The sequence below is a fragment of the Arsukibacterium sp. genome (genome assembly GCF_018402695.1).
Classification (GTDB): domain Bacteria; phylum Pseudomonadota; class Gammaproteobacteria; order Enterobacterales; family Alteromonadaceae; genus Alishewanella.
The window spans coordinates 299007-318038 of the sequence record NZ_JAGYIM010000019.1 but is presented as its reverse complement, the minus strand read 5'-3'; the positions used below and the strand labels follow the sequence as shown (position 1 = coordinate 318038).

The window sequence follows — 19032 nt, the reverse complement described above, 5'->3', positions numbered from 1 at the left end:
ATGTTAAAAAAGGGCGGCCAAAAGGCAGCCTACGTTAGGGAATTCAGGTTTTAAGATGGCGAAATCACTGGTAATAGTCGAATCACCGGCAAAAGCAAAGACAATAAATAAGTATTTAGGAAACGATTACGTCGTTAAATCGAGCGTCGGTCATATCCGCGATCTGCCAACAAGCAGTAGTAAAGATAAAGCCCGCACTACCGATAAAAGTCTGAGCAAAGAGGAAAAAGATTATAAAGCGCTGGTGGATCGGATGGGTATTGATCCGGCGCATGGCTGGAAAGCCCGTTACGAAATTTTGCCTGGTAAAGAAAAAGTGGTAAAGGAACTGAAAGCGCTGGCTGACAAAGCTGACACGGTCTATCTGGCAACGGATTTGGATCGCGAAGGAGAAGCTATTGCCTGGCACTTGCAGGAAATTATCGGCGGCCAGCCTGAAAAATTTAAACGGGTAGTATTTAACGAAATTACCAAATCCGCCATTACTAATGCCTTTGTTGAACCTGGCCAGGTTAATGTTGATCAAGTAAATGCCCAGCAAGCCCGCCGGTTTTTGGACAGGGTAGTGGGCTTTATGGTGTCTCCGCTGTTGTGGAAAAAAGTTGCCCGCGGCTTATCTGCAGGCCGGGTTCAGTCTGTGGCGGTTCGGCTGGTTGTGGAGCGGGAGCGCGAAATAAAAGCCTTTGTGCCGGAAGAATACTGGACCCTGGCCGCTGATACGTTGACTGAGGCCCGACAACCTTTGCAGTTAGATGTGGTAAGGGAAAATGGTAAGGCCTTTAAACCGGTCAATAAAACGCAAGCTGACAGTGCAATTGCACGCTTGAAAAACGCCAGTTTTGAAGTGAAAGAGCGGGAAGACAAGCCAAGCAGCAGCAAGCCTCAGGCACCATTTATCACCTCAACCTTGCAGCAGGCAGCCAGTACCCGTTTAGGTTATGGCGTTAAAAAAACCATGATGCTGGCCCAGCGGCTGTATGAAGCCGGCCATATCACCTATATGCGAACTGACTCAACCAACCTTAGCGCTGAAGCTGTGAGTGCTTGTCGCGATTATATAAATGAAAAGTTTGGTAAAAAATACCTGACCGCTGAGCCCATCAGCTACGGTAGCAAAGCCAATGCGCAGGAAGCGCACGAAGCGGTGCGGCCATCTAACGTTAGTGTGTTAGCCAGTGATTTGACTGATATGGAAGCCGATGCCAGAAAACTCTATGAGCTAATCTGGCGTCAATTTGTGGCGTGCCAGATGCCGCCAGCGCAATATGATGTGACAAATATTACGGTCGCTGCAGCAGATTTTGAGTTAAAAGCCAAGGGGCGGGTGTTACGTTTTGATGGCTGGACCCGGGTGCAACCGGCAGTGAAGCGTAAAGGTGAAGAGGACAACGAGCTGCCAGATGTCAAACAAGGTCAGCAACTGCAGCTACAGCAATTACAAAGTGCTCAGCATTTCACCAAGCCAACTGCTCGTTTCAGTGAAGCCAGTCTGGTTAAAGAGTTAGAAAAACGTGGAATTGGCCGGCCTTCGACTTATGCTGCCATTATCTCTACCATTCAGGACCGGGGTTACGTCAGGGTCGAGAACAAGCGCTTCTATGCTGAAAAAATGGGTGAGATTGTCACCGACAGGCTGGTAGAGAATTTCGATGATTTAATGAATTACGATTTTACCGCCAACATGGAACTGACGCTTGACGATATCGCCAAAGGGCAACGGCAATGGCGTAAAGAGCTGGACAATTTTTATACCGGCTTTTCTGACAAATTAAAGACAGCGGAGCAGGACCCTGAACACGGCGGTATGCGCGCGAATCAGTTTGTACTGACAGATATCGACTGTCCGAGTTGTGGCCGGAAAATGGGTATTCGTACTGCCTCTACCGGGGTGTTTCTGGGATGTTCAGGGTATAACCTGCCACCAAAGGAACGTTGCACAACCACCATGAACTTGTTGCCGGGCGATGAGGCGGTAAAGGTCACCGATGAAGACGAGCTGGAAACTGAAGCATTGCGCCAGAAAAAACGTTGTGCGAAATGTGGTACGGCGATGGACAGTTATCTGATTGACGAGCAGCGCAAGTTGCATGTGTGCGGTAATAACCCGGAATGCGATGGCTACGAACTGGAGACGGGTAACTTCAAAATCAAAGGCTATGAAGGCCCGCTGATCGAATGTGATAAGTGTGGCAGCGATATGCAGTTGAAGTCGGGCCGCTTTGGTAAGTATTTTGGCTGCACGAACAGCGAATGCAAGAATACCCGTAAGTTGCTACGCAGTGGTGAAGCCGCGCCACCAAAAGAAGATCCGGTGCACTTGCCCGAACTGAAATGTGAGAAATCGGATGCTTATTTTGTGCTCAGAGACGGCGCTGCCGGTTTGTTTCTGGCCGCCTCTACCTTTCCTAAATCCCGGGAAACCAGAGCACCGTTAGTCAGTGAACTGAAAATGTTCCGTGAGCGAATTTCACCGAAATTTTATTACCTGGCCGATGCACCGGTTAAAGACAAAGAGGGGAACCCCAGTATTGTGCGCTGGAGCCGCAAAACTAAACAGCAGTATGTGATGACCGAAAAAGACGGCAAAGCTACTGGCTGGGCAGCCTGGTATGAAAATGGCAAATGGGTGGTTTCATCTAAAGACAAGCCGGCGACAAAATAGCCTGATGGTTACTTAATTTTTGGCTGAACAAAAATGGCACCGGCAGGGTGCCATTTTTCTGCTTACCATTTACGTTTAGGCGCAAACAGCTCGTCGATATCTTTGTTTTCTTTTTCTTCTTTCTTTTCCCGATCCCTTAAATTGCCCGCCTTAAGCTCAGTAGCAATATCCTCCAGAGTTTGCACAACTTCGGCTTTACGGCTAACGACATAGTCATCCTGATGGCTGCTGCCATTTAGTGACGTAAGGGCTTTTTCAAAATACTGACGGGCTGAACCAAGCATATTGTTGCTGCGGGCTTGCTTGCCACGCTTAATCTGGCTTTCGACATTAATTCGTAATTGCAGTACTTCCAAACGTTTATCTTCGGCAATAACGGTAGAGGTATCGATGTTACCTCGGGCATGTTCACTGCGCAAAGTGGTGCGTAGTTTTTTGATGCCGCGGATAAGACCGATTAATTGCTGGTCGTTATCAGGCAGGGTCAGATTGTCATTGCCTGGTACATCGGTACTAGCCGGTTCGTTCAGGCGGCTCTCTTTCTCTTGCAGCCGTTGTTTTAATTCTCTGGTAGCCGGATCCAGTTCAATCATAGCGCGCAAGGCAAAAGTGGCCCGCTTCAGGAGCATTGTGGTAATGGCTGGAGTAAACGGTACATTAGCCGTATTGGCCAGCATATCCTCTGTCTCATCCAGCATATGACGTAATTTGGTAAATTCAGCGCGTTTAAGGCTGGCTATCCGCTCTTTATGTTGTTGCACAACATTGACGACAACAGCAATAATCACCAGGGCTACAATTAGCGAGATGATAATGGGTAACAACATGCAGACCTCTGACCGTTTTCGCGTTTATAAATTATAGTAATCTGAATTGATGGCAATGAACAGTTTTCTGAATGTCAGGGTAACGTTAACCTGAAGCTACCACCACTAAGCTCACCGTTGTTCTGCAGACTTACCCTGCCCCGCAGGTTTTTATTGTGATGAGCATGAGCGATCAACTTGGCAAAAAATATACCAAGCCCGGTATGACCATGACGTAAATCCAGTTTTTGCATATCCGTTGCGGCGTGGTCCAGCATAAAGTCAGGGAAACCAGGGCCATCATCTGCAACCTCGATATGCAACATATTGTCAGATACCTCTGCACTGACGATTATCCGTTTATGGCTGTAACGAAGCGCATTGGCAACTGCATCGTTCAGAATATTTAATACCAGATCGCGGTCAAAAAACCAGTTTAAATCGTCTTCGGTGTTAACCGTCACTTCAAGCCCGCGCTGAGTAGCATAGTATTGGTTTTTCAATAGCAGCTCTTCAAACAACTCACTCAGGTAATGCTGGTCAATTTGTACCGGTAATTGCTGACGATCAAGGCGATACAACGACAACAACTGCAATAAGTTCGAATTAAGCCGGTTTGCTTCATAATTAAGCAAGGCTAGTTCTTCACGAGCGGCATGCGACAATTTACTGCCCTCGGCCTGAATGAGTTCTGCCGACTGAATGACCATACACAAGGAATTTTTCATATCATGAACACTGCATGCCAGAACAGTGGCAAAGTCGATTTCTGTGGTGTTAGGCATAACGGCTCCGGGCATCAGACGGAAATGTCTGTCATTCTGTTGTTAAAATTTTTTGCTACTAATAGTTATAGCATTGCCGAATATAAAAATTAGTTGGAATATCTGACAAGACGGGTATATTGAACGGTGATCATTCTTTACCGGACCTGGGCCAGATGAAATTACAGCAATTGCGTTACATTGTAGAGGTGTTAAACCATAACTTAAATGTGTCTGCAACGGCAGAAAGCCTTTATACCTCGCAACCTGGGATCAGTAAACAGGTTAGAATGCTGGAAGATGAGCTTGGTATCCAGGTATTTGGCCGCAGCGGCAAACATTTAACCCATGTGACCCCGGCCGGACGTGATGTGATTGAAATAGCTCAGCAAATTCTGGCCAAGGTTGAAAGTATCAAAGCGGTGGCCAAGGAGCATACGTTACCTGATCAGGGTAAGTTGAATATCGCCACCACCCATACTCAGGCCCGCTACGCCTTGCCGTCGGTTATCAGCGGTTTTATGCAAAAATACCCTAAAGTTTCGCTGCATATGCACCAGGGCTCACCGCAACAAATCTCCGAGGCGGCGTCACGTGGTGAAGCTGATTTTGCTATAGCCACGGAAGCGCTGCATTTATATGGTGATTTAGTGATGCTGCCGTGCTATCACTGGAACCGCAGTGTTATCGTCAGGCAGGACCATCCTCTGGCTCAGCTTGGCCGGAAAATTGCGGTAGAAGACGTGGCACAGCATCCGATCGTCACTTATGTATTTGGTTTTACCGGGCGTTCTGAGCTTGACCGCGCTTTTGCCGCCAAAGGTCTGGAGCCACGTATTGTATTTACCGCAACTGATGCTGATGTACTAAAAACCTATGTCAGGTTGGGCCTGGGGGTAGGGGTTATCGCATCGATGGCTATCGATCCACAACTTGATAAAGATTTAGTTGCCCTGGATGCCAGGCACTTGTTTGAAGCGTCGACTACCAAAATTGGTTTTCGAAAGGGAGCCTTTTTACGGACATACATGTACGACTTTATTCAACGGTTTGCCCCTCACCTGACAAAAGACGTAGTAGAACGGGCCAATTTATTGCGCAATCAGGAAGAAATTGACCGGATGTTTGACAGCTTTGAGTTACCGGTACGTTAAAACCTGCCGTTAAAAAACGGTCAGGTCGCGGTCCTGGCCGTTTTATCACCTTCTATTTCCATTTGCTACAACAGCTCGCTGCGCAGTTCTTTGCAGGCTTTAACCATGTTTATCAGGGCAGAGCGAGTTTCATCCCAGCCCCGGGTTTTTAAGCCGCAATCCGGGTTGACCCATAGTCTGTCAGCCGGAATTTTAGTGGCGGCCTGCCTAATGAGCTGCTTTATCCAGCTAACTGTGGGCACGTTAGGGGAATGAATATCGTACACGCCCGGGCCAATTTCATTCGGGTAAGCAAAGTGCTCAAATGCGCTCAGTAATTGCATATTCGAACGGGACGTCTCGATGGTAATAACATCAGCATCCAGTGCAGCGATGGCCTGAATAATGTCATTGAACTCGCTGTAACACATATGGGTATGAATTTGCGTGGTATCACGAACTTCGCTGCAACACAGCTTAAATGCTGCTACTGCCCACTCCAGATATGACGGCCACTCACTTTGTCGTAGCGGCAAACCTTCTCTTAGCGCCGGTTCGTCAATCTGAATTATTTCAATACCCGCAGCTTGTAAGTCCAGTATTTCAGCTCGTAATGCCAGGCTGAGCTGACAAGCTATATCCCGCCTGCTGATATCCTCGCGCGGGAAAGACCAGCCTAATAGGGTTACCGGTCCGGTCAGCATGCCTTTTACTGGCTTGCTGGTTAGCGACTGGGCATAGCAACTCCATGCTACCGTCATCGGCTGCGGCCGGCTGACGTCACCAACAATGATTGGGGGTTTAACACAACGTGAACCATAGCTCTGAACCCAGCCAGACTGACTAATCACAAAGCCTTCCAGTAATTCACCAAAATACTCCACCATATCATTGCGCTCAGCTTCACCATGTACCAGCACATCAAGTCCTATTTGCTCTTGTTCTGCAATGGCCAACTGTATGTGCTGTTTTATTTGCTGTTGGTATTGGTGGAAATCAATTTTACCTGTCTTTACCGCCAGCCGGCTTTGCCGGATATCGGTGGTTTGCGGGAAGGAACCAATAGTCGTCGTCGGCAATAGTGGCAATTTAAAGTGCTGGCGCTGTGCTTGCTGGCGCTGACTAAAAGGTGAGGAACGACTGGCTGTACATGTTTTCAACTCAGCTACAGCCTGCTGCACCGCCGGGTTATGCACTCTGCCCGAGTTTGCTCTGGCTTTCACTGGCAAACTGTATTGGTTAATGGCAGCTAATTCGCCGGTCTGCAGGGCATGTTTTAACATTGCCAGTTCCTGGCATTTTTGTTTGGCAAACGCAAACCAGCTGCGGCATTCGCTATCCAGTTTTGTTTCCAACTCAAGGTCAACCGGGCAATGCAGCAGCGAGCAGGAGGGGGCCAGCCAGAGCTTGTCCCCGCGCTGCTGATACACCGGCAGCAACTGCTGGTACAAAGCGGTTAAGTCACTGCGCCAGACATTGCGGCCATTTATAACGCCAGCCGACAATACCCAGTTGTCTGGCACAGCCTCATGCAGCACTGCTAAATCACTGTTATCGGCCACCAGATCGAGATGCAGGCCGTCTACGGGCAGCGTTGTCAGCACCGGCAACTGGTGGCTGACATCACCAAAATAGCTTGCCAGCAGCAACTTTACCTCGCCTTTGTTCAGCTGCTGGTAGCCTGCAACAAATGCCTGCAACCAGCTATCGTCCAGCTCCAGTGCCAGTATGGGCTCATCAAGTTGCAGCCAGTTGATCCCCAAAGCGTTCAGCCGGTTGAGAATTAGCTGATAAGTTTGTAACAGCTGGGGTAACAGCGCCAGCTTATCCTGTCCGGTCTCGCTCTTTCCCAAGTGCAGGTAACTTAGCGGCCCCAGTAGTACCGGTTTAGCATTTATGCCGGCTTGTTGCGCTTCGGCAATTTGCTCAAACCAAAAGTTATCGGTCAACTGAAATATCTGGTCTTCAGCAAATTCCGGCACAATATAATGATAATTAGTATTAAACCATTTAGTCATGTCACTGGCGGCGGCAGGCTTACCTTTAGGGGCGCGACCACGGGCAATCCGAAACAGCGTATTGAGATCGACTGCATCGTTATCCGCGCGGTGACGCTCTGGGATCACCCCAAGTAATAGCGATGTCGCCAGCACATGATCGTACCAGGCAAAATCGCCGACCGGTACCAGGTCAATTCCCGCGTCGGTTTGCAACTGCCAGTGTTGCTGGCGTAAGTTGCTGCCAGTTTGCAGTAATTGTTGCTGGCTGATGTCACCCTGCCAGTAGGCTTCCAGTGCTCTTTTTAATTCACGTTTGCGGCCAATACGGGGAAATCCAAGATTGTGAGTTTGCATAATTTCTTCCTTTTAGACGTCTAGATGTTGAAGCGTCTATTGTTTGTGATTATGCTGTTGCTGACAAATGAAAAAAAGGCGTGTGGCAGATGAAGAAAACTCATAATGATTGAAATTAAACATCTGAAAGCTATTCAGGCGATTGCCGATCTCGGTACGGTGCAGGCTGCGGCAGGTTTCCTTTGTGTTACCCAGTCTGCACTATCGCATCAACTGGCAGAGTTGGAGCGCCGGCTGGGCCAGCAAGTGTTTATTCGCAAATCCCAGCCGGTTGTTTTTACGCCCTGTGGCCAGTTGTTACTGCAAAGTGCGGCTAAGATTTTGCCGGAAATTAGCGCGCTCAACCAGTTGCTAAGGCCGGCTGCAACTGACTTCACAGTGCTGAAATTGTGCGTCGAATGTCATGCCTGTTTCCATTGGTTAATGCCAGCGGTTAAAGTATTTACGGGGCAATTTCCGCATTATCAGATTGACTGGGTAGCCGAAATTGAGCATTTGGCGGTGGAAAAACTGCTGCAAGGAGAGCTGGACGTAGTGCTGACCTCCGATAAACGCGCTGATGACAGAGTGAGTTACCAGCCTCTTTTCACTATGCAACTGCGGGCCTTACTAAGCCCGCAGCACCCGTTAGCAGCAAAGCGCTGGTTAGAACCCGCTGATTTGCAGCAGCAAACTTTACTGGGCTATCCTATACCTGAGCATCGGCAGGACGTTTTACGGTATTTTCTGAAAACACTACCATTTAAGGGGGTGCAGCGGCAAGTCAGCCAGGCCAGCCAGATCCTGCAATTGGTCGCCGCTGAGCAGGGGGTAGCGGTATTGCCTGACTGGATGGCAGAGCCCTTTTTACAGCATGGGTTAATAGCCAGCCTGGCCCTGGGACGTCGGGGCTTGTGGCGGCCGATGTTTCTTGGTTGCCGGCGACAGGATGCGCAGACTGATGCGATTCAACACCTGACGCACGTCTTGCGGAACCACCGGCCGCAGAGCACCCATGTTGCTTGTACTGGGGGCCCCGATTAACGTACTATTTATCGCGGTTATCATTGATAGCGAACAGCTATGCCACCAGTTGAATTAATATTATTGTTGTTAAGCCCGTTGTTTCTGCTCTGCGTAGTGTTGGAGTGGCGTTATGCTGTACTCAAAAAGCTTAGCTGGTACCAATGGCGTGATACAGTAGCTAACGCTTCATTGGCGCTATTGCACCAGGGCTCAGATATGCTGGCGGTTCTATTGTTAATGCCGTTTTTTTACTGGCTGCATCAGTATAGGGTGTTTACTATTGAACTAACGGCACTTAACTTGCTGCTGGCGTTTATTCTGCAGGACTTCCTGTACTACTGGTTTCATCGTGGTTCGCATCACATCCGCTGGCTGTGGGCGTCGCATGTCGCACATCACAGTTCGCGGCTAATGAATTTCAGTACGGCTTTTCGGCAAAGTCTGACTTATCCATTGTCCGGCATGTGGTTATTCTGGTTGCCAATGATTTTACTGGGTTATGACCCGAAATTAGTGTTCGCCGTAGTTGCCCTTAACCTGGCATTCCAGTTTTTTGTGCATACCCAGGCCATTGGCCGGCTGGGCTTGCTGGAGCAAGTATTTAATACCCCATCGCACCATCGGGTGCATCACGCCTGCAATGCTATTTACATTGACCGTAATTTTGCCGGGGTACTGATTATCTGGGACAAGCTGTTTGGGACTTTTGTCTCTGAACAAGCCGACGAACCTTGTCGCTATGGGATTACTGATGATTTCAACTCGACTAATCCGCTCACCATTACGTTTTATGAATGGCGGCGAATGTGGCAGGAATTGCGCTGTAAAGAGCGGTCGCAGCCAGCTTGGAAGGTATTACTGAAAATGCCAGGAAAGTTGCCAGCCAAGGAATACCGATAGCAATTCAATTGGAAAAGGATACCGACCAATGAAAACAAAAAGTCGTTTTGCTCAGCGCCTGGCCTGGTTCCTGGACGAGAGTATTCCGCTACCGGGTGGCTATAAAATTGGTCTGGATGGGGTCATTGGATTAATACCAGGAGTAGGTGACTTTATTACCGGCCTCTTATCCAGCGCCATTATCTATAAAGCCTATCAGTTAGGTGTGCCGCGTATGATATTGGGCAAAATGATTATAAATATGATGATTGATACGATAATTGGCGCTATTCCAGTCGCCGGTGATTTGTTTGATTTTGTCTGGAAATCGAATAGGCGCAATGTTGCTTTACTGGAAGATTATCTGCAGCAACCTAAACGAGTTTACCGAAAATCAGTTATGCAAAACATATTATTCGTTGTTGCGCTGTTTGGTATTCTGGCACTGACAGTCGCCTTTATCGTTTGGATAGTAGGATTGCTTGTGGCGGCTATCAGTAGTTAAAAGCGAATTGTATCGGGAAATGATGATCTGGATTTGATGTTCAGTAAAGCGCTGGGGCAGTGTCTGAATTGCTTCAACTCTGGCAAATCTATGACTGTTGCCAGCTCGGGTTGGTAATGCCGGCAATGTTAACCTCCGCTCCGCCAGAAAAAATGCCTGAATAAGTTTGGGCACAGCTGCGCAAAAAAAGCAATTTGCACTAAGCTTGAATAAAGTCATAGCACCCCGAGGTGATTTATGAAATCTATCAAGCTTTTACTGTTGTTAACGCTGATGTTAGTAATAGTTTCCTGCAAACCTGTGTCTGAACCCGAAATCGCGACGCCGGCCGAGCCGACAGCACAGCGTATGTCAGCGGTACCACCACAATGCTCACTGACCATGGGCTTTGATGCGTGGGAGCCGTACCAGTATATGACAGTCGGCAACACCGTTACCGGCCTCGATGTTGAGCTGGTAAGGGCGGTCGCTGCCGAAATGCAGTGTGAACTGAGTATTGTTCAGGGGAGTTGGGTTGAACTGCTTGGCTTGTTAAGAGAGGGAGAAATCGATTTTGTGCTTGGCGCTTCAATTACTGAAGATCGACAGGCATTTGCCTATTTTTCTGAACCCTACCGCCAGGAACAGTTTTCATTATTTGTGCGGGCAGCTGACGTTGACTTGCCCGTTAGCAACATCGAGGAGTTTATCGGCGCTGGTCATAAACTTGGTATCGTCAATGAGTACTATTACGGTGATGAAATTGCCGAGCTGTATGCCTCTGCTGAGTCCCGGCCACAATTTGTTGGCGCAATTATCAGTGAAATGAATATGGCCCGTTTACTGGACGAGGAAATTGACGGTTTGCTGGAAGATAGCTTTGTTGCCGCGTCAATATTGCGACGCAAAGGACTGGATGAACTTATTGAGCCGCACCAGATAACCCTGGGTAATAATGATGTCTATGTAATGTTCAGCAAAGCGTCTGTTGAAGAGCAATCAGTCGCTGAGTTTAATCGGGGTTTAGCAGCGATCAAACAAAATGGTTTATATCAGCAAATAGTTCAGCGATATCAGGACTAGCGCTGAGCAGTTTAGCTTTTTACCTGTTGTTCAGCCAGATTAAATTGGCGCTGGAGAATGGCTGCGGTAAAACTGGCCTTCAGGTAAAAACCACGGGGCAGGGTTTTAATTGGCTCACCATTGGCGCCGACAGCCGACGTCAGGGCTTTACTGTCGGCCGCTTTTGGCCTGAGCTGCAATACCTTGCCATGGGCACCACGGATTTGGTCAATACCTCCGAGGGTAATTAATTCCATTAATTCTTCCCAGTCTTGTTGCAGCGCCAGTTGTTCTGAGGCTGACGGCTGCCATAAAAATGCGGTGCCAATGATTCGCTCTGCCAATGGGATCTGGCGTTCCGCCAATATGGGTACCCAGAGTACCTGTTGCAGTTTCTGGCATATCCATGATTGCTGCCAGCTTTGACTGGTAACGCCAGTCAGTGGCGCTACACAGACGTAAGTGCTTTCCAGTGGCTTACCTTGCTGATCAATCGGTAACGTTTTTAATTCAATGCCCAGCGCCGGGAAGTCAGGTAGTGCCTGAGAGCCGGCTTCGGCACCCAAGGCCAGTTCCAGCAATTGACCAACCCAGCCTTTGTCTCGCTTTAAATCTGCAGGAATAGTTACTTTTAACTGACTAGCCAACTGGCCAAGCGTCAGGCCTGCAATATTGTGGCAATGTTGTAATAGTTGTTCGGTAGTTTTCACAGGGGTAGTGCTCAAAAGGCCATTCGCTGTATTAAGTGGTTTCAACCACGCTTTACCCTAGCATTTTTATCGCCGCGGTGCTGCTTAAAAACGCAGCAAACTAACTTATGCACAGCTAAGAAAAGTGAGTTTCGGTATTCTGAAGTCTATAAGTTATTGTAATTATCAGGTTTAAGTCGGAGTGGCCCAATGTTGAACTGGCAGACTTTATTGTTACTCAACAGCCTTTCGCAACTTAACAACAGTTTTATCCACAGAGTCTGTGAAGAAGTTCACATCGGCTGGTTTTAAGAAATGATAAATGTGGATAACTTTGCTTTACATAAGCAATAGCCCGGGTGAAATTGTGTTTGCCGTAACCGCGACTTTGTGAAAGAATCTTTGTTATAGCAGAAATAGACTCGCTAGAGGTTTGTGTGATCGATGCCGAAGGTTTTCGGGCCAATGTCGGCATAGTGATTTGTAACACCCAGGGACAGGTGTTTTGGGCGAAAAGGTATGGTCAGCATTCCTGGCAGTATCCACAGGGTGGCATCGACGATGGCGAAACGCCAGAGCAGGCCATGTATCGCGAACTGCATGAGGAAGTCGGGCTCCGGCCTGAAGATGTAGAAATAATCAGTGTTACTAAGCATTGGTTGCGCTACAAACTTCCGAAACGCTTAATTCGTAAAGACAGCAATCCTGTGTGTATCGGGCAAAAGCAAAAATGGTTTTTATTGCGTTTGACCTGTCGGGAAGAAGATGTAAATCTGGCTGTAACATCGCATCCTGAGTTCGATAACTGGCGCTGGGTCAGTTATTGGTATCCGGTGCGTCAGGTAGTGGCTTTTAAACGAGAAGTGTATCGAAAAGTCATGCGAGAATTTGCCCCGGTCGCTTTGCCATTTAGCCGCAGAGATGTTAAGAAAAAATATTAAGCAAAAATATAACAAATAGTGAATTTGCTAAAACCGACAGGACAATGAGGTTCTTATGCTAAGCCAGTTACGGCGGATTGTTCAGGATGTGGCTCAGGAGCCAGCTCTAGACAATGCTCTGGCTGGCTTAGTTTCAAGTATTAAAACCGCGTTAGCAACAGAATGCTGCTCGGTTTATCTGGCTGATTATCAACAACAGCACTTTATGCTGATGGCCACTGACGGTTTAAATCAGGACGCGGTTGGTAAAGTTGCTATCGGTTTTTCTGAAGGCCTGATTGGCTGGGTAGGGCAGCGGGAGGAGCCGATAAACCTTGCCCAGGCCCAGCTTCATCCGCGTTTCAGGGTTACTCCTGAGGTGAGTGAAGACCGTTTCTCTGCCTTTCTTGGCTGTCCAATAATCCATCATCGTAAAGTACTTGGCGTATTAACCATTCAGCAGTCGGCTGAGCGGGTGTTTAGCGAAGACGAAGAATCTTTTCTGGTTACGCTTGGGGCACAGCTCGCCTCAGTGCTGGCCAATGCAGAAATGCGTGACGCGGCCAGCCAAAGCCCGTCTACTATGGCAAAATCGGGTCAGCTGGCAGGTTTGCCAGGTGCGCCAGGCATGGCCATCGGCGAAGCATATGTCTTGCAGCCGTCCAGTGATTTTGATGCCATTTCCCTGAAAAAGTCTGACGAACCTGAAAAAGAGCTGGCCTTATTTTACCGGGCGGTCAAAATCACCAAGGCCGAGTTTAACCGGCTGGCCGAGCGAATGGCGGGTCATATACCAGCCGATGCACTGGCGATCTTTGATGTTTATCATCAACTGCTTGATGCAGCCAGCCTCGGCCGGGAAATAGAGCAACAAATTGCTGAAGGCTGGTGCGCTAAAAGTGCGTTAAAGCGGGTGGTGGAGAAATTCGCCCGCCAGTTTGATGATATGGACGACCCTTACCTGCGGGAACGGGGTACTGATATCCGCGATTTAGGGCAGCGGGTTCTGAATAATCTGCTCGATTCTGAGCAACGCAAAGTGAAACTACCACAGCGGGTGGTATTGGTCGCTGACAATGTCACTGCAACCATGCTGGCTGAAGTGCCGCGGGAGCAGCTGGTAGCTATAGTATCGCTGCGGGGATCGGTCAACTCACACGCCGCAATTATGGCCAGGGCGCTGGGTATACCTGCAGTCATGGGCGTAAACGAACTGCCATTGCTGCACTGGCAAAATCAGCAGGTGATTGTTGATGGTTACGAAGGTCATATTCTGCTGTCGCCGGTGGAGGCTATTTGTGCCGAATACCGCCGGCTGATTAATGAAGATGCTGAACTGTCGGCGCGCTATCAGCAGGAAGTAGCATTGCCGTCACAATCTGCCTGCGGCAAAGCATTTAAGCTGATGGTAAATTGTGGCCTGGCAATTGAGCTGGAAACCAGTAATGCTGAGTATACCGATGGTGTGGGGCTTTACCGAACTGAGTTTCCGTTTATTATGCGTAATCGGTTTCCCACTGAGCAAGAGCAAGTGGAGCTATACCGTAAAGTTCTGAGTGGTTATGCTGGCAAGGCTGTGGTAATGCGCACACTGGATGTCGGTGGTGATAAAGCACTACCCTATTTCAGTATCGTTGAAGAGAACCCCTTTCTGGGTTGGCGTGGTATACGGCTGACACTCGATCATCCGGAGATTTTTCTGGTGCAAATCCGGGCGATGCTAAAAGCCAATATCACCCTGGATAATTTACATATTCTGCTACCAATGATTTCTGATCTGGCAGAGGTGGATGAAGCAATCCGGCTAATCCGCCAGGCCAGTTTTGAAGTCAGTGACGAGCTTAATATTGCGCTGCCTAAACCAAAAATTGGCGTAATGATTGAAGTCCCCTCCATTATGTATCAGCTACCTGAATTGGCAGCACGAGTCGATTTTTGCTCGGTAGGTACCAATGATCTTACCCAGTATTTGCTGGCAGTGGACAGAAACAATGCCCGGGTGGCAAACCTGTATGATGCATTGCATCCCTCTGTACTACGAGCCTTGAATTTATTGGCTGAGCAGGCCCGGCAGTTAAAGTTCCCTATCAGTATTTGTGGTGAACTGGGAGGGGAGCCCGCAGGCGTACTGGTATTAGCCGCAATGGGCTATAGCCGCTTTAGTATGAACAACAGTAATCTGGCCAAAATTAAATGGTTATTGCGTCGGGTGAACGTCACTGAATTGGAAGCACTATTGCCTGAAGTGCTGGCTTGCCAGTCGCCAAAGCAGGTGAAACAATTGGTACAGCGTTTTCTGGAACAAAAGCAGTTGCTTAGCCAATTGAGAGCGTAAAACTTATTCAGCTTATTTAATGGTGCAAGCAGCTGGCTTGTACCGCAGTATTTATATTGAGATGTCCTTTGTTAACAATACTTCTGATCTCTGCGCTTATTGGTTGCCTGGCTGGCTTTCTGGCGGGCTTACTGGGTATTGGTGGTGGTCTGGTTATTGTACCGGTATTGGTAGTACTGTTGCCAGCATTAGGCGTGGTTAGTCTGGATAACGTTATGGTGGTTGCGGTAGCCACATCACTGGCCTCGATTATTATCACTTCCGGCTCTTCCATTCGTGCGCACCATAAACGCAATAATGTCAGCTGGTCGCTGGCCGGCACCGTTATGCTGGGTGCAGGTCTTGGTGCCGGCTTAATTGGCCTGGTAGCGCATCATATTAATGGCGCTACGTTACGGGGTATTTTCGGGGTGGCTGTATTTTTGCTGGCCCTGAGAATGCTGGGGTCACGCAGTATCATAGGGCGGGCGCTGTTGCCGGCGAAGCCTGTGCTTGGCGCTATTTCAGCGGTGTTAGGTGCGATATCGGGTTTGCTGGGTATCGGTGGCGGTGCTTTGGTGGTGCCGGTACTGAATTACTTTTCTGTCGATATGCGCCGGGCTATCGGCTGTGCCGCCGCCAGTGGTATCGCTATTGCCGTACTTGGCACCCTGGGGTATGTTATTGCCGGCTGGCAACGCTACCAACTGACCGAGGGGTTTATTGGTTATATTTATTTGCCTGCGCTGGCTGGTATTGTGTCGACGTCGGTATTTACCGCGACGCTTGGAGCCGCAATGACCCAGCGTCTGCCCGTACTCACCATTAAACGGGTATTTGGGGTATTTCTGATGCTGGTAGCCGTCAGAATGGTCTTTAGTTAGTATTTTTAGCCATGACAATGGCTGGTTTTAACGTGTTGAAGGATAAAAATGACAAGTTCCTACCTCGAGTTTCCTGATATTGACCCGGTACTGGTCTCAATAGGCCCGTTGTTTGGTTATGGGCCATTAAATATCCACTGGTACGGCGTTATGTATGCAGTGGCATTTGGCCTTGCCTACTGGCTAGCCAGTCGGGCTGCTGCTAAGCCAGGCTCGGGCTGGACGAAAGAGCAAGTCAGTGACTTGTTGTTTTTCGGTTTTCTCGGGGTCATTGTTGGTGGCCGGCTGGGCTATGTATTTTTTTACAACTTCGAGCAATTAGTGGCAGAGCCGCTCTACTTGTTTAAGACCTGGCAGGGCGGCATGTCATTTCATGGCGGCTTACTGGGTGTATTGGCGGCCATGGCCTGGTTCGCTAAAAAGTACCGAAAGTCTTACCTGGAACTTGGCGATTTTGTTGTCCCGTTGATTCCTCTGGGGCTGGCTGCCGGCAGGTTGGGCAATTTTATTAATGGCGAATTATGGGGCCGCACTACTGATGTACCGTGGGCAATGATCTTTCCCAATGGCGGTGACGTGCCCCGTCATCCTTCGCAGTTATATCATGTGGCACTGGAAGGCATTTTACTGTTTATTATTATTATGCTGGTGCGGCGCTTCCAGCCGGCTACCGGGACATTGGGTGGTGTATTCCTGTTGGGTTATGGTGTGTTTCGTTTTTTTGTCGAGTTCTTCCGCCAGCCAGACGCTCATCTTGGCGTACTATCAGCCAGTATGACGATGGGCCAATGGCTGTGTCTGCCGATGATCGCAGCGGGCCTCGGCCTGATAATTTACGTTAATAGCAAACCAGCAGTACCGGCGCGAGGAGCAAAATGAAACAATATCTTGATTTAATGCGTCATGTGCTGGAGCACGGCCATAAAAAAACAGACCGCACCGGCACCGGCACTATTAGCATGTTTGGTTACCAGATGCGTTTTGATTTACAGCAGGGCTTTCCGCTTATTACCACCAAAAAATGCCATTTACGCTCGATTATTCATGAGTTGCTATGGTTTTTAAAAGGTGAAACTAACATTGGTTATTTGCAGGACAACGGCGTGTCCATCTGGAACGAGTGGGCGACTGACAGTGGGGAACTGGGCCCGGTGTACGGTGCGCAGTGGCGCAGCTGGGCCAGCCATGACGGCCAGGTTATTGACCAGATAAGCCAGCTAATCAATGATATTAAACGCACGCCTGACTCACGCCGCTTAATTGTCAGCGCCTGGAACCCGGCCGTATTGCCCGATACCCGTTACTCACCGAAAGAAAATGCCGCTATGGGTAAACAGGCGTTGCCGCCATGCCATACTTTATTTCAGTTCTATGTTAATGATGGCCGTCTGTCATGTCAGCTTTATCAGCGCAGTGCTGATATTTTCCTTGGTGTACCCTTCAATATTGCCAGTTACGCCTTACTGACCATGATGGTAGCGCAGGTCTGTGATCTTCAACCCGGCGATTTTGTTCATACTTTTGGTGATGCCCATCTGTATTTAAATCATCTGGATCAAGTGAATACGCAGCTGGCCCGCGAGCCTTATCCAATGCCAACCATGCGGCTGAATCCGGAGATTAAAGATATCTTTGGTTTTAGCATTACTGATTTTACTTTAGAGAACTATCAGGCTCATCCCCATATTAAAGCGCCAGTGGCGATTTAATGACAACATTACCTATGATTTTCTGGCCTGGATCTTGCTTTTGCTATAGCCAAAAGCGTTCAGGCTTGAAAAGAGGTATATATGAAGTGGCTATGGTTTGCAGCAATTGGCTTGCTGACAGGTGCGGTGCTGGCCGGTTGTGCACGCCCGGTGGCACCGGCAGCAACAAGCAACGGTATCTGAACTGAGCCCGCAGCCGCTGGGGTTTTACACAGAGCGTTTAGCCCGGCAACTCTTTGCCCAGTTAGACGACAGTCCGCTTTGGCTAACCCGGCCGCAAATTGCCGTTAGTAGTTTTTTGCCTGCGACGGCTCTGCATTTGCGCGACGCTAACACTGAGCAGCGCGACTTTGCCAATCAGCTTAGTGAGAGTATGCTTGCTCACAGCCGTCAATTTGGTTATGCCGTTTACGAATACCGATTGAGCAATGAGGTTATGCTGGCTGAAGACTATGAGCAGGCGTTAAGCCGGCAACTTAGCGACATTAACAGCAAAGGCGAAGCCAATACGCTGCTTACCGGTACTTATACCCTGCAACAGGATGCGGTGATTGTAAATGCCCGTCTAATCCATATTCCATCTAAACAAGTTTTGGCGGCCGTGACAGATTACATACCGGCAAACGTGTTATGGAGCACACAGCAGGTCAACAAACGTGGTGCCATGTTTTACCGGCAAAGCCCGGCAGGAGAAAATCAATGAAACGGCTAGCAACATTCACAATACTGACAGCGCTCAGCGGCTGTGCAGTGCCGGAACGCAGTGTCACTGTTACCGGCCAAAGTGGTGATACTCCGGACAATCGCTCGCAACGCATCGCCAAGCTGCCAAGCTTTGTCTCACCGGCCGGCAACGATGCGCAAAGTTCTGCTGGTTTGCCCTTGTTAACGGTTAATGACTATGTACGCAACCTGGCCCATGAATTAATGGCGTTGCAGCACAGTCTGGATAGTGACAGTCAGATTGGCGTAACAGACTTCAGTTATGTCGACTCAGCCCTCGACCAGGGGTCGGTATTTAGTAATCATTTAAGCGAAGCGATGATTTACGACTTACATAAATTCGGGGTGCCGGTGCTGGACTATAAAGTGACGGATTATATCCGGGTAACCGAAACCGGGGACTTTGTCTTAAGCCGCAACTATGAAGAGCTGTCAGATGAGGTGGCGATTCGTTATGTGGTGACAGGCACACTTACTACCCATCAGCAGGGCGTATTAGTTAATGCCCGTCTGGTACAAATTGACAATAAGCGGGTAGTTTCCGCGGCCCGCACTTTTATACCGCGGCACATTGTCCAGGCGGTAATTTCCCGTCAGGGTGAACAGGTGATGCGAATTAAATAGTCATAATAAAGTCGTTCAGA

Annotated in this window: 17 protein-coding genes; 13 read left to right on the top strand and 4 right to left on the bottom strand. The window is 48.8% G+C overall.

The window, feature by feature from the left end:
• The first annotated feature begins 55 nt into the window (after positions 1-55).
• Positions 56-2662 carry a type I DNA topoisomerase gene (gene topA / locus KG631_RS12965; protein ID WP_214000123.1) on the top strand — a complete coding sequence of 869 codons (2607 nt, stop codon included), beginning with the start codon at positions 56-58 and terminating at the stop codon, positions 2660-2662.
• Positions 2663-2724: 62 nt separating this feature from the next.
• On the opposite strand, the gene KG631_RS12960 is transcribed toward topA, so the two are convergent.
• Together KG631_RS12960 and KG631_RS12955 are read right to left on the bottom strand one after the other, a co-directional pair.
• Positions 2725-3489, bottom strand: coding sequence for a hypothetical protein (locus KG631_RS12960; RefSeq protein WP_214000122.1), 765 nt, complete (start codon positions 3487-3489; stop codon positions 2725-2727).
• A 74-nt stretch (positions 3490-3563) separates the two neighbouring features.
• A complete protein-coding gene (locus tag KG631_RS12955; protein ID WP_214000121.1) occupies positions 3564-4253 on the bottom strand; it encodes an ATP-binding protein in 690 nt (229 codons plus the stop codon).
• A 155-nt stretch (positions 4254-4408) separates the two neighbouring features.
• On the opposite strand from KG631_RS12955, the gene cysB reads away from it, so the two are divergent.
• Positions 4409-5386: an HTH-type transcriptional regulator CysB gene (cysB, locus tag KG631_RS12950; RefSeq protein WP_214000120.1), complete on the top strand. Its 978-nt coding sequence runs from the start codon at positions 4409-4411 to the stop codon at positions 5384-5386.
• Between the two features lie 65 nt (positions 5387-5451).
• On the opposite strand, the gene metE is transcribed toward cysB, so the two are convergent.
• Positions 5452-7719: a 5-methyltetrahydropteroyltriglutamate--homocysteine S-methyltransferase gene (gene metE, locus KG631_RS12945; RefSeq protein WP_214000119.1), complete on the bottom strand. Its 2268-nt coding sequence runs from the start codon at positions 7717-7719 to the stop codon at positions 5452-5454.
• A gap of 105 nt (positions 7720-7824) precedes the next feature.
• Between metE and KG631_RS12940 the strand changes: the two genes are divergently transcribed.
• The 4 genes from KG631_RS12940 (at position 7825) to KG631_RS12925 (ending at position 11170) form a co-directional block, all read left to right on the top strand.
• A complete protein-coding gene (locus KG631_RS12940) occupies positions 7825-8742 on the top strand; it encodes a LysR substrate-binding domain-containing protein (RefSeq protein ID WP_214000118.1) in 918 nt (305 codons plus the stop codon).
• 39 nt (positions 8743-8781) lie between these two features.
• A complete protein-coding gene (locus tag KG631_RS12935; RefSeq protein ID WP_214000117.1) occupies positions 8782-9624 on the top strand; it encodes a sterol desaturase family protein in 843 nt (280 codons plus the stop codon).
• Between the two features lie 28 nt (positions 9625-9652).
• Positions 9653-10108: a DUF4112 domain-containing protein gene (locus tag KG631_RS12930; RefSeq protein ID WP_214000116.1), complete on the top strand. Its 456-nt coding sequence runs from the start codon at positions 9653-9655 to the stop codon at positions 10106-10108.
• A 237-nt stretch (positions 10109-10345) separates the two neighbouring features.
• Positions 10346-11170 carry a transporter substrate-binding domain-containing protein gene (locus tag KG631_RS12925; protein ID WP_301003802.1) on the top strand — a complete coding sequence of 275 codons (825 nt, stop codon included), beginning with the start codon at positions 10346-10348 and terminating at the stop codon, positions 11168-11170.
• Between the two features lie 11 nt (positions 11171-11181).
• Here the strand turns inward: KG631_RS12925 and mutH are convergent, their stop codons facing one another.
• The gene (gene mutH / locus KG631_RS12920; protein WP_365869036.1) at positions 11182-11859 is read right to left on the bottom strand and encodes a DNA mismatch repair endonuclease MutH; all 678 of its coding nucleotides are present in this window, start codon (positions 11857-11859) and stop codon (positions 11182-11184) included.
• A gap of 416 nt (positions 11860-12275) precedes the next feature.
• On the opposite strand from mutH, the gene rppH reads away from it, so the two are divergent.
• The 7 genes from rppH to KG631_RS12885 all read left to right on the top strand — a co-directional run bounded on the left by rppH (position 12276) and on the right by KG631_RS12885 (position 19012).
• Positions 12276-12779 carry an RNA pyrophosphohydrolase gene (gene rppH, locus KG631_RS12915; protein WP_214000114.1) on the top strand — a complete coding sequence of 168 codons (504 nt, stop codon included), beginning with the start codon at positions 12276-12278 and terminating at the stop codon, positions 12777-12779.
• A 55-nt stretch (positions 12780-12834) separates the two neighbouring features.
• Positions 12835-15093, top strand: a complete 2259-nt coding sequence (ptsP, locus tag KG631_RS12910; RefSeq protein ID WP_214000113.1) for a phosphoenolpyruvate--protein phosphotransferase — start codon at positions 12835-12837, stop codon at positions 15091-15093.
• 68 nt (positions 15094-15161) lie between these two features.
• Positions 15162-15956, top strand: a complete 795-nt coding sequence (locus KG631_RS12905; protein ID WP_214000112.1) for a sulfite exporter TauE/SafE family protein — start codon at positions 15162-15164, stop codon at positions 15954-15956.
• Positions 15957-16004: 48 nt separating this feature from the next.
• A complete protein-coding gene (gene lgt / locus KG631_RS12900; protein WP_214000111.1) occupies positions 16005-16835 on the top strand; it encodes a prolipoprotein diacylglyceryl transferase in 831 nt (276 codons plus the stop codon).
• Positions 16832-17665: a thymidylate synthase gene (locus KG631_RS12895; protein WP_214000110.1), complete on the top strand. Its 834-nt coding sequence runs from the start codon at positions 16832-16834 to the stop codon at positions 17663-17665. Before lgt ends, KG631_RS12895 begins: the two co-directional genes overlap by 4 nt.
• Positions 17666-17804: 139 nt before the next feature.
• Positions 17805-18368, top strand: a complete 564-nt coding sequence (locus KG631_RS12890; RefSeq protein ID WP_214000109.1) for a FlgO family outer membrane protein — start codon at positions 17805-17807, stop codon at positions 18366-18368.
• A complete protein-coding gene (locus KG631_RS12885; RefSeq protein WP_214000108.1) occupies positions 18365-19012 on the top strand; it encodes a FlgO family outer membrane protein in 648 nt (215 codons plus the stop codon). Before KG631_RS12890 ends, KG631_RS12885 begins: the two co-directional genes overlap by 4 nt.
• Positions 19013-19032 lie beyond the last annotated feature (20 nt).

Bases quoted from the DNA above. Each gene is read 5' to 3' on its own strand.
- topA (WP_214000123.1), top strand. From the start codon at position 56: ATGGCGAAATCACTGGTAATAGTCGAATCACCGGCAAAAGCAAAGACA.
- KG631_RS12960 (WP_214000122.1), bottom strand. From the start codon at position 3,489: ATGTTGTTACCCATTATCATCTCGCTAATTGTAGCCCTGGTGATTATT.
- KG631_RS12955 (WP_214000121.1), bottom strand. From the start codon at position 4,253: ATGCCTAACACCACAGAAATCGACTTTGCCACTGTTCTGGCATGCAGT.
- cysB (WP_214000120.1), top strand. From the start codon at position 4,409: ATGAAATTACAGCAATTGCGTTACATTGTAGAGGTGTTAAACCATAAC.
- metE (WP_214000119.1), bottom strand. From the start codon at position 7,719: ATGCAAACTCACAATCTTGGATTTCCCCGTATTGGCCGCAAACGTGAA.
- KG631_RS12940 (WP_214000118.1), top strand. From the start codon at position 7,825: ATGATTGAAATTAAACATCTGAAAGCTATTCAGGCGATTGCCGATCTC.
- KG631_RS12935 (WP_214000117.1), top strand. From the start codon at position 8,782: ATGCCACCAGTTGAATTAATATTATTGTTGTTAAGCCCGTTGTTTCTG.
- KG631_RS12930 (WP_214000116.1), top strand. From the start codon at position 9,653: ATGAAAACAAAAAGTCGTTTTGCTCAGCGCCTGGCCTGGTTCCTGGAC.
- KG631_RS12925 (WP_301003802.1), top strand. From the start codon at position 10,346: ATGAAATCTATCAAGCTTTTACTGTTGTTAACGCTGATGTTAGTAATA.
- ptsP (WP_214000113.1), top strand. From the start codon at position 12,835: ATGCTAAGCCAGTTACGGCGGATTGTTCAGGATGTGGCTCAGGAGCCA.
- lgt (WP_214000111.1), top strand. From the start codon at position 16,005: ATGACAAGTTCCTACCTCGAGTTTCCTGATATTGACCCGGTACTGGTC.
- KG631_RS12895 (WP_214000110.1), top strand. From the start codon at position 16,832: ATGAAACAATATCTTGATTTAATGCGTCATGTGCTGGAGCACGGCCAT.
- KG631_RS12885 (WP_214000108.1), top strand. From the start codon at position 18,365: ATGAAACGGCTAGCAACATTCACAATACTGACAGCGCTCAGCGGCTGT.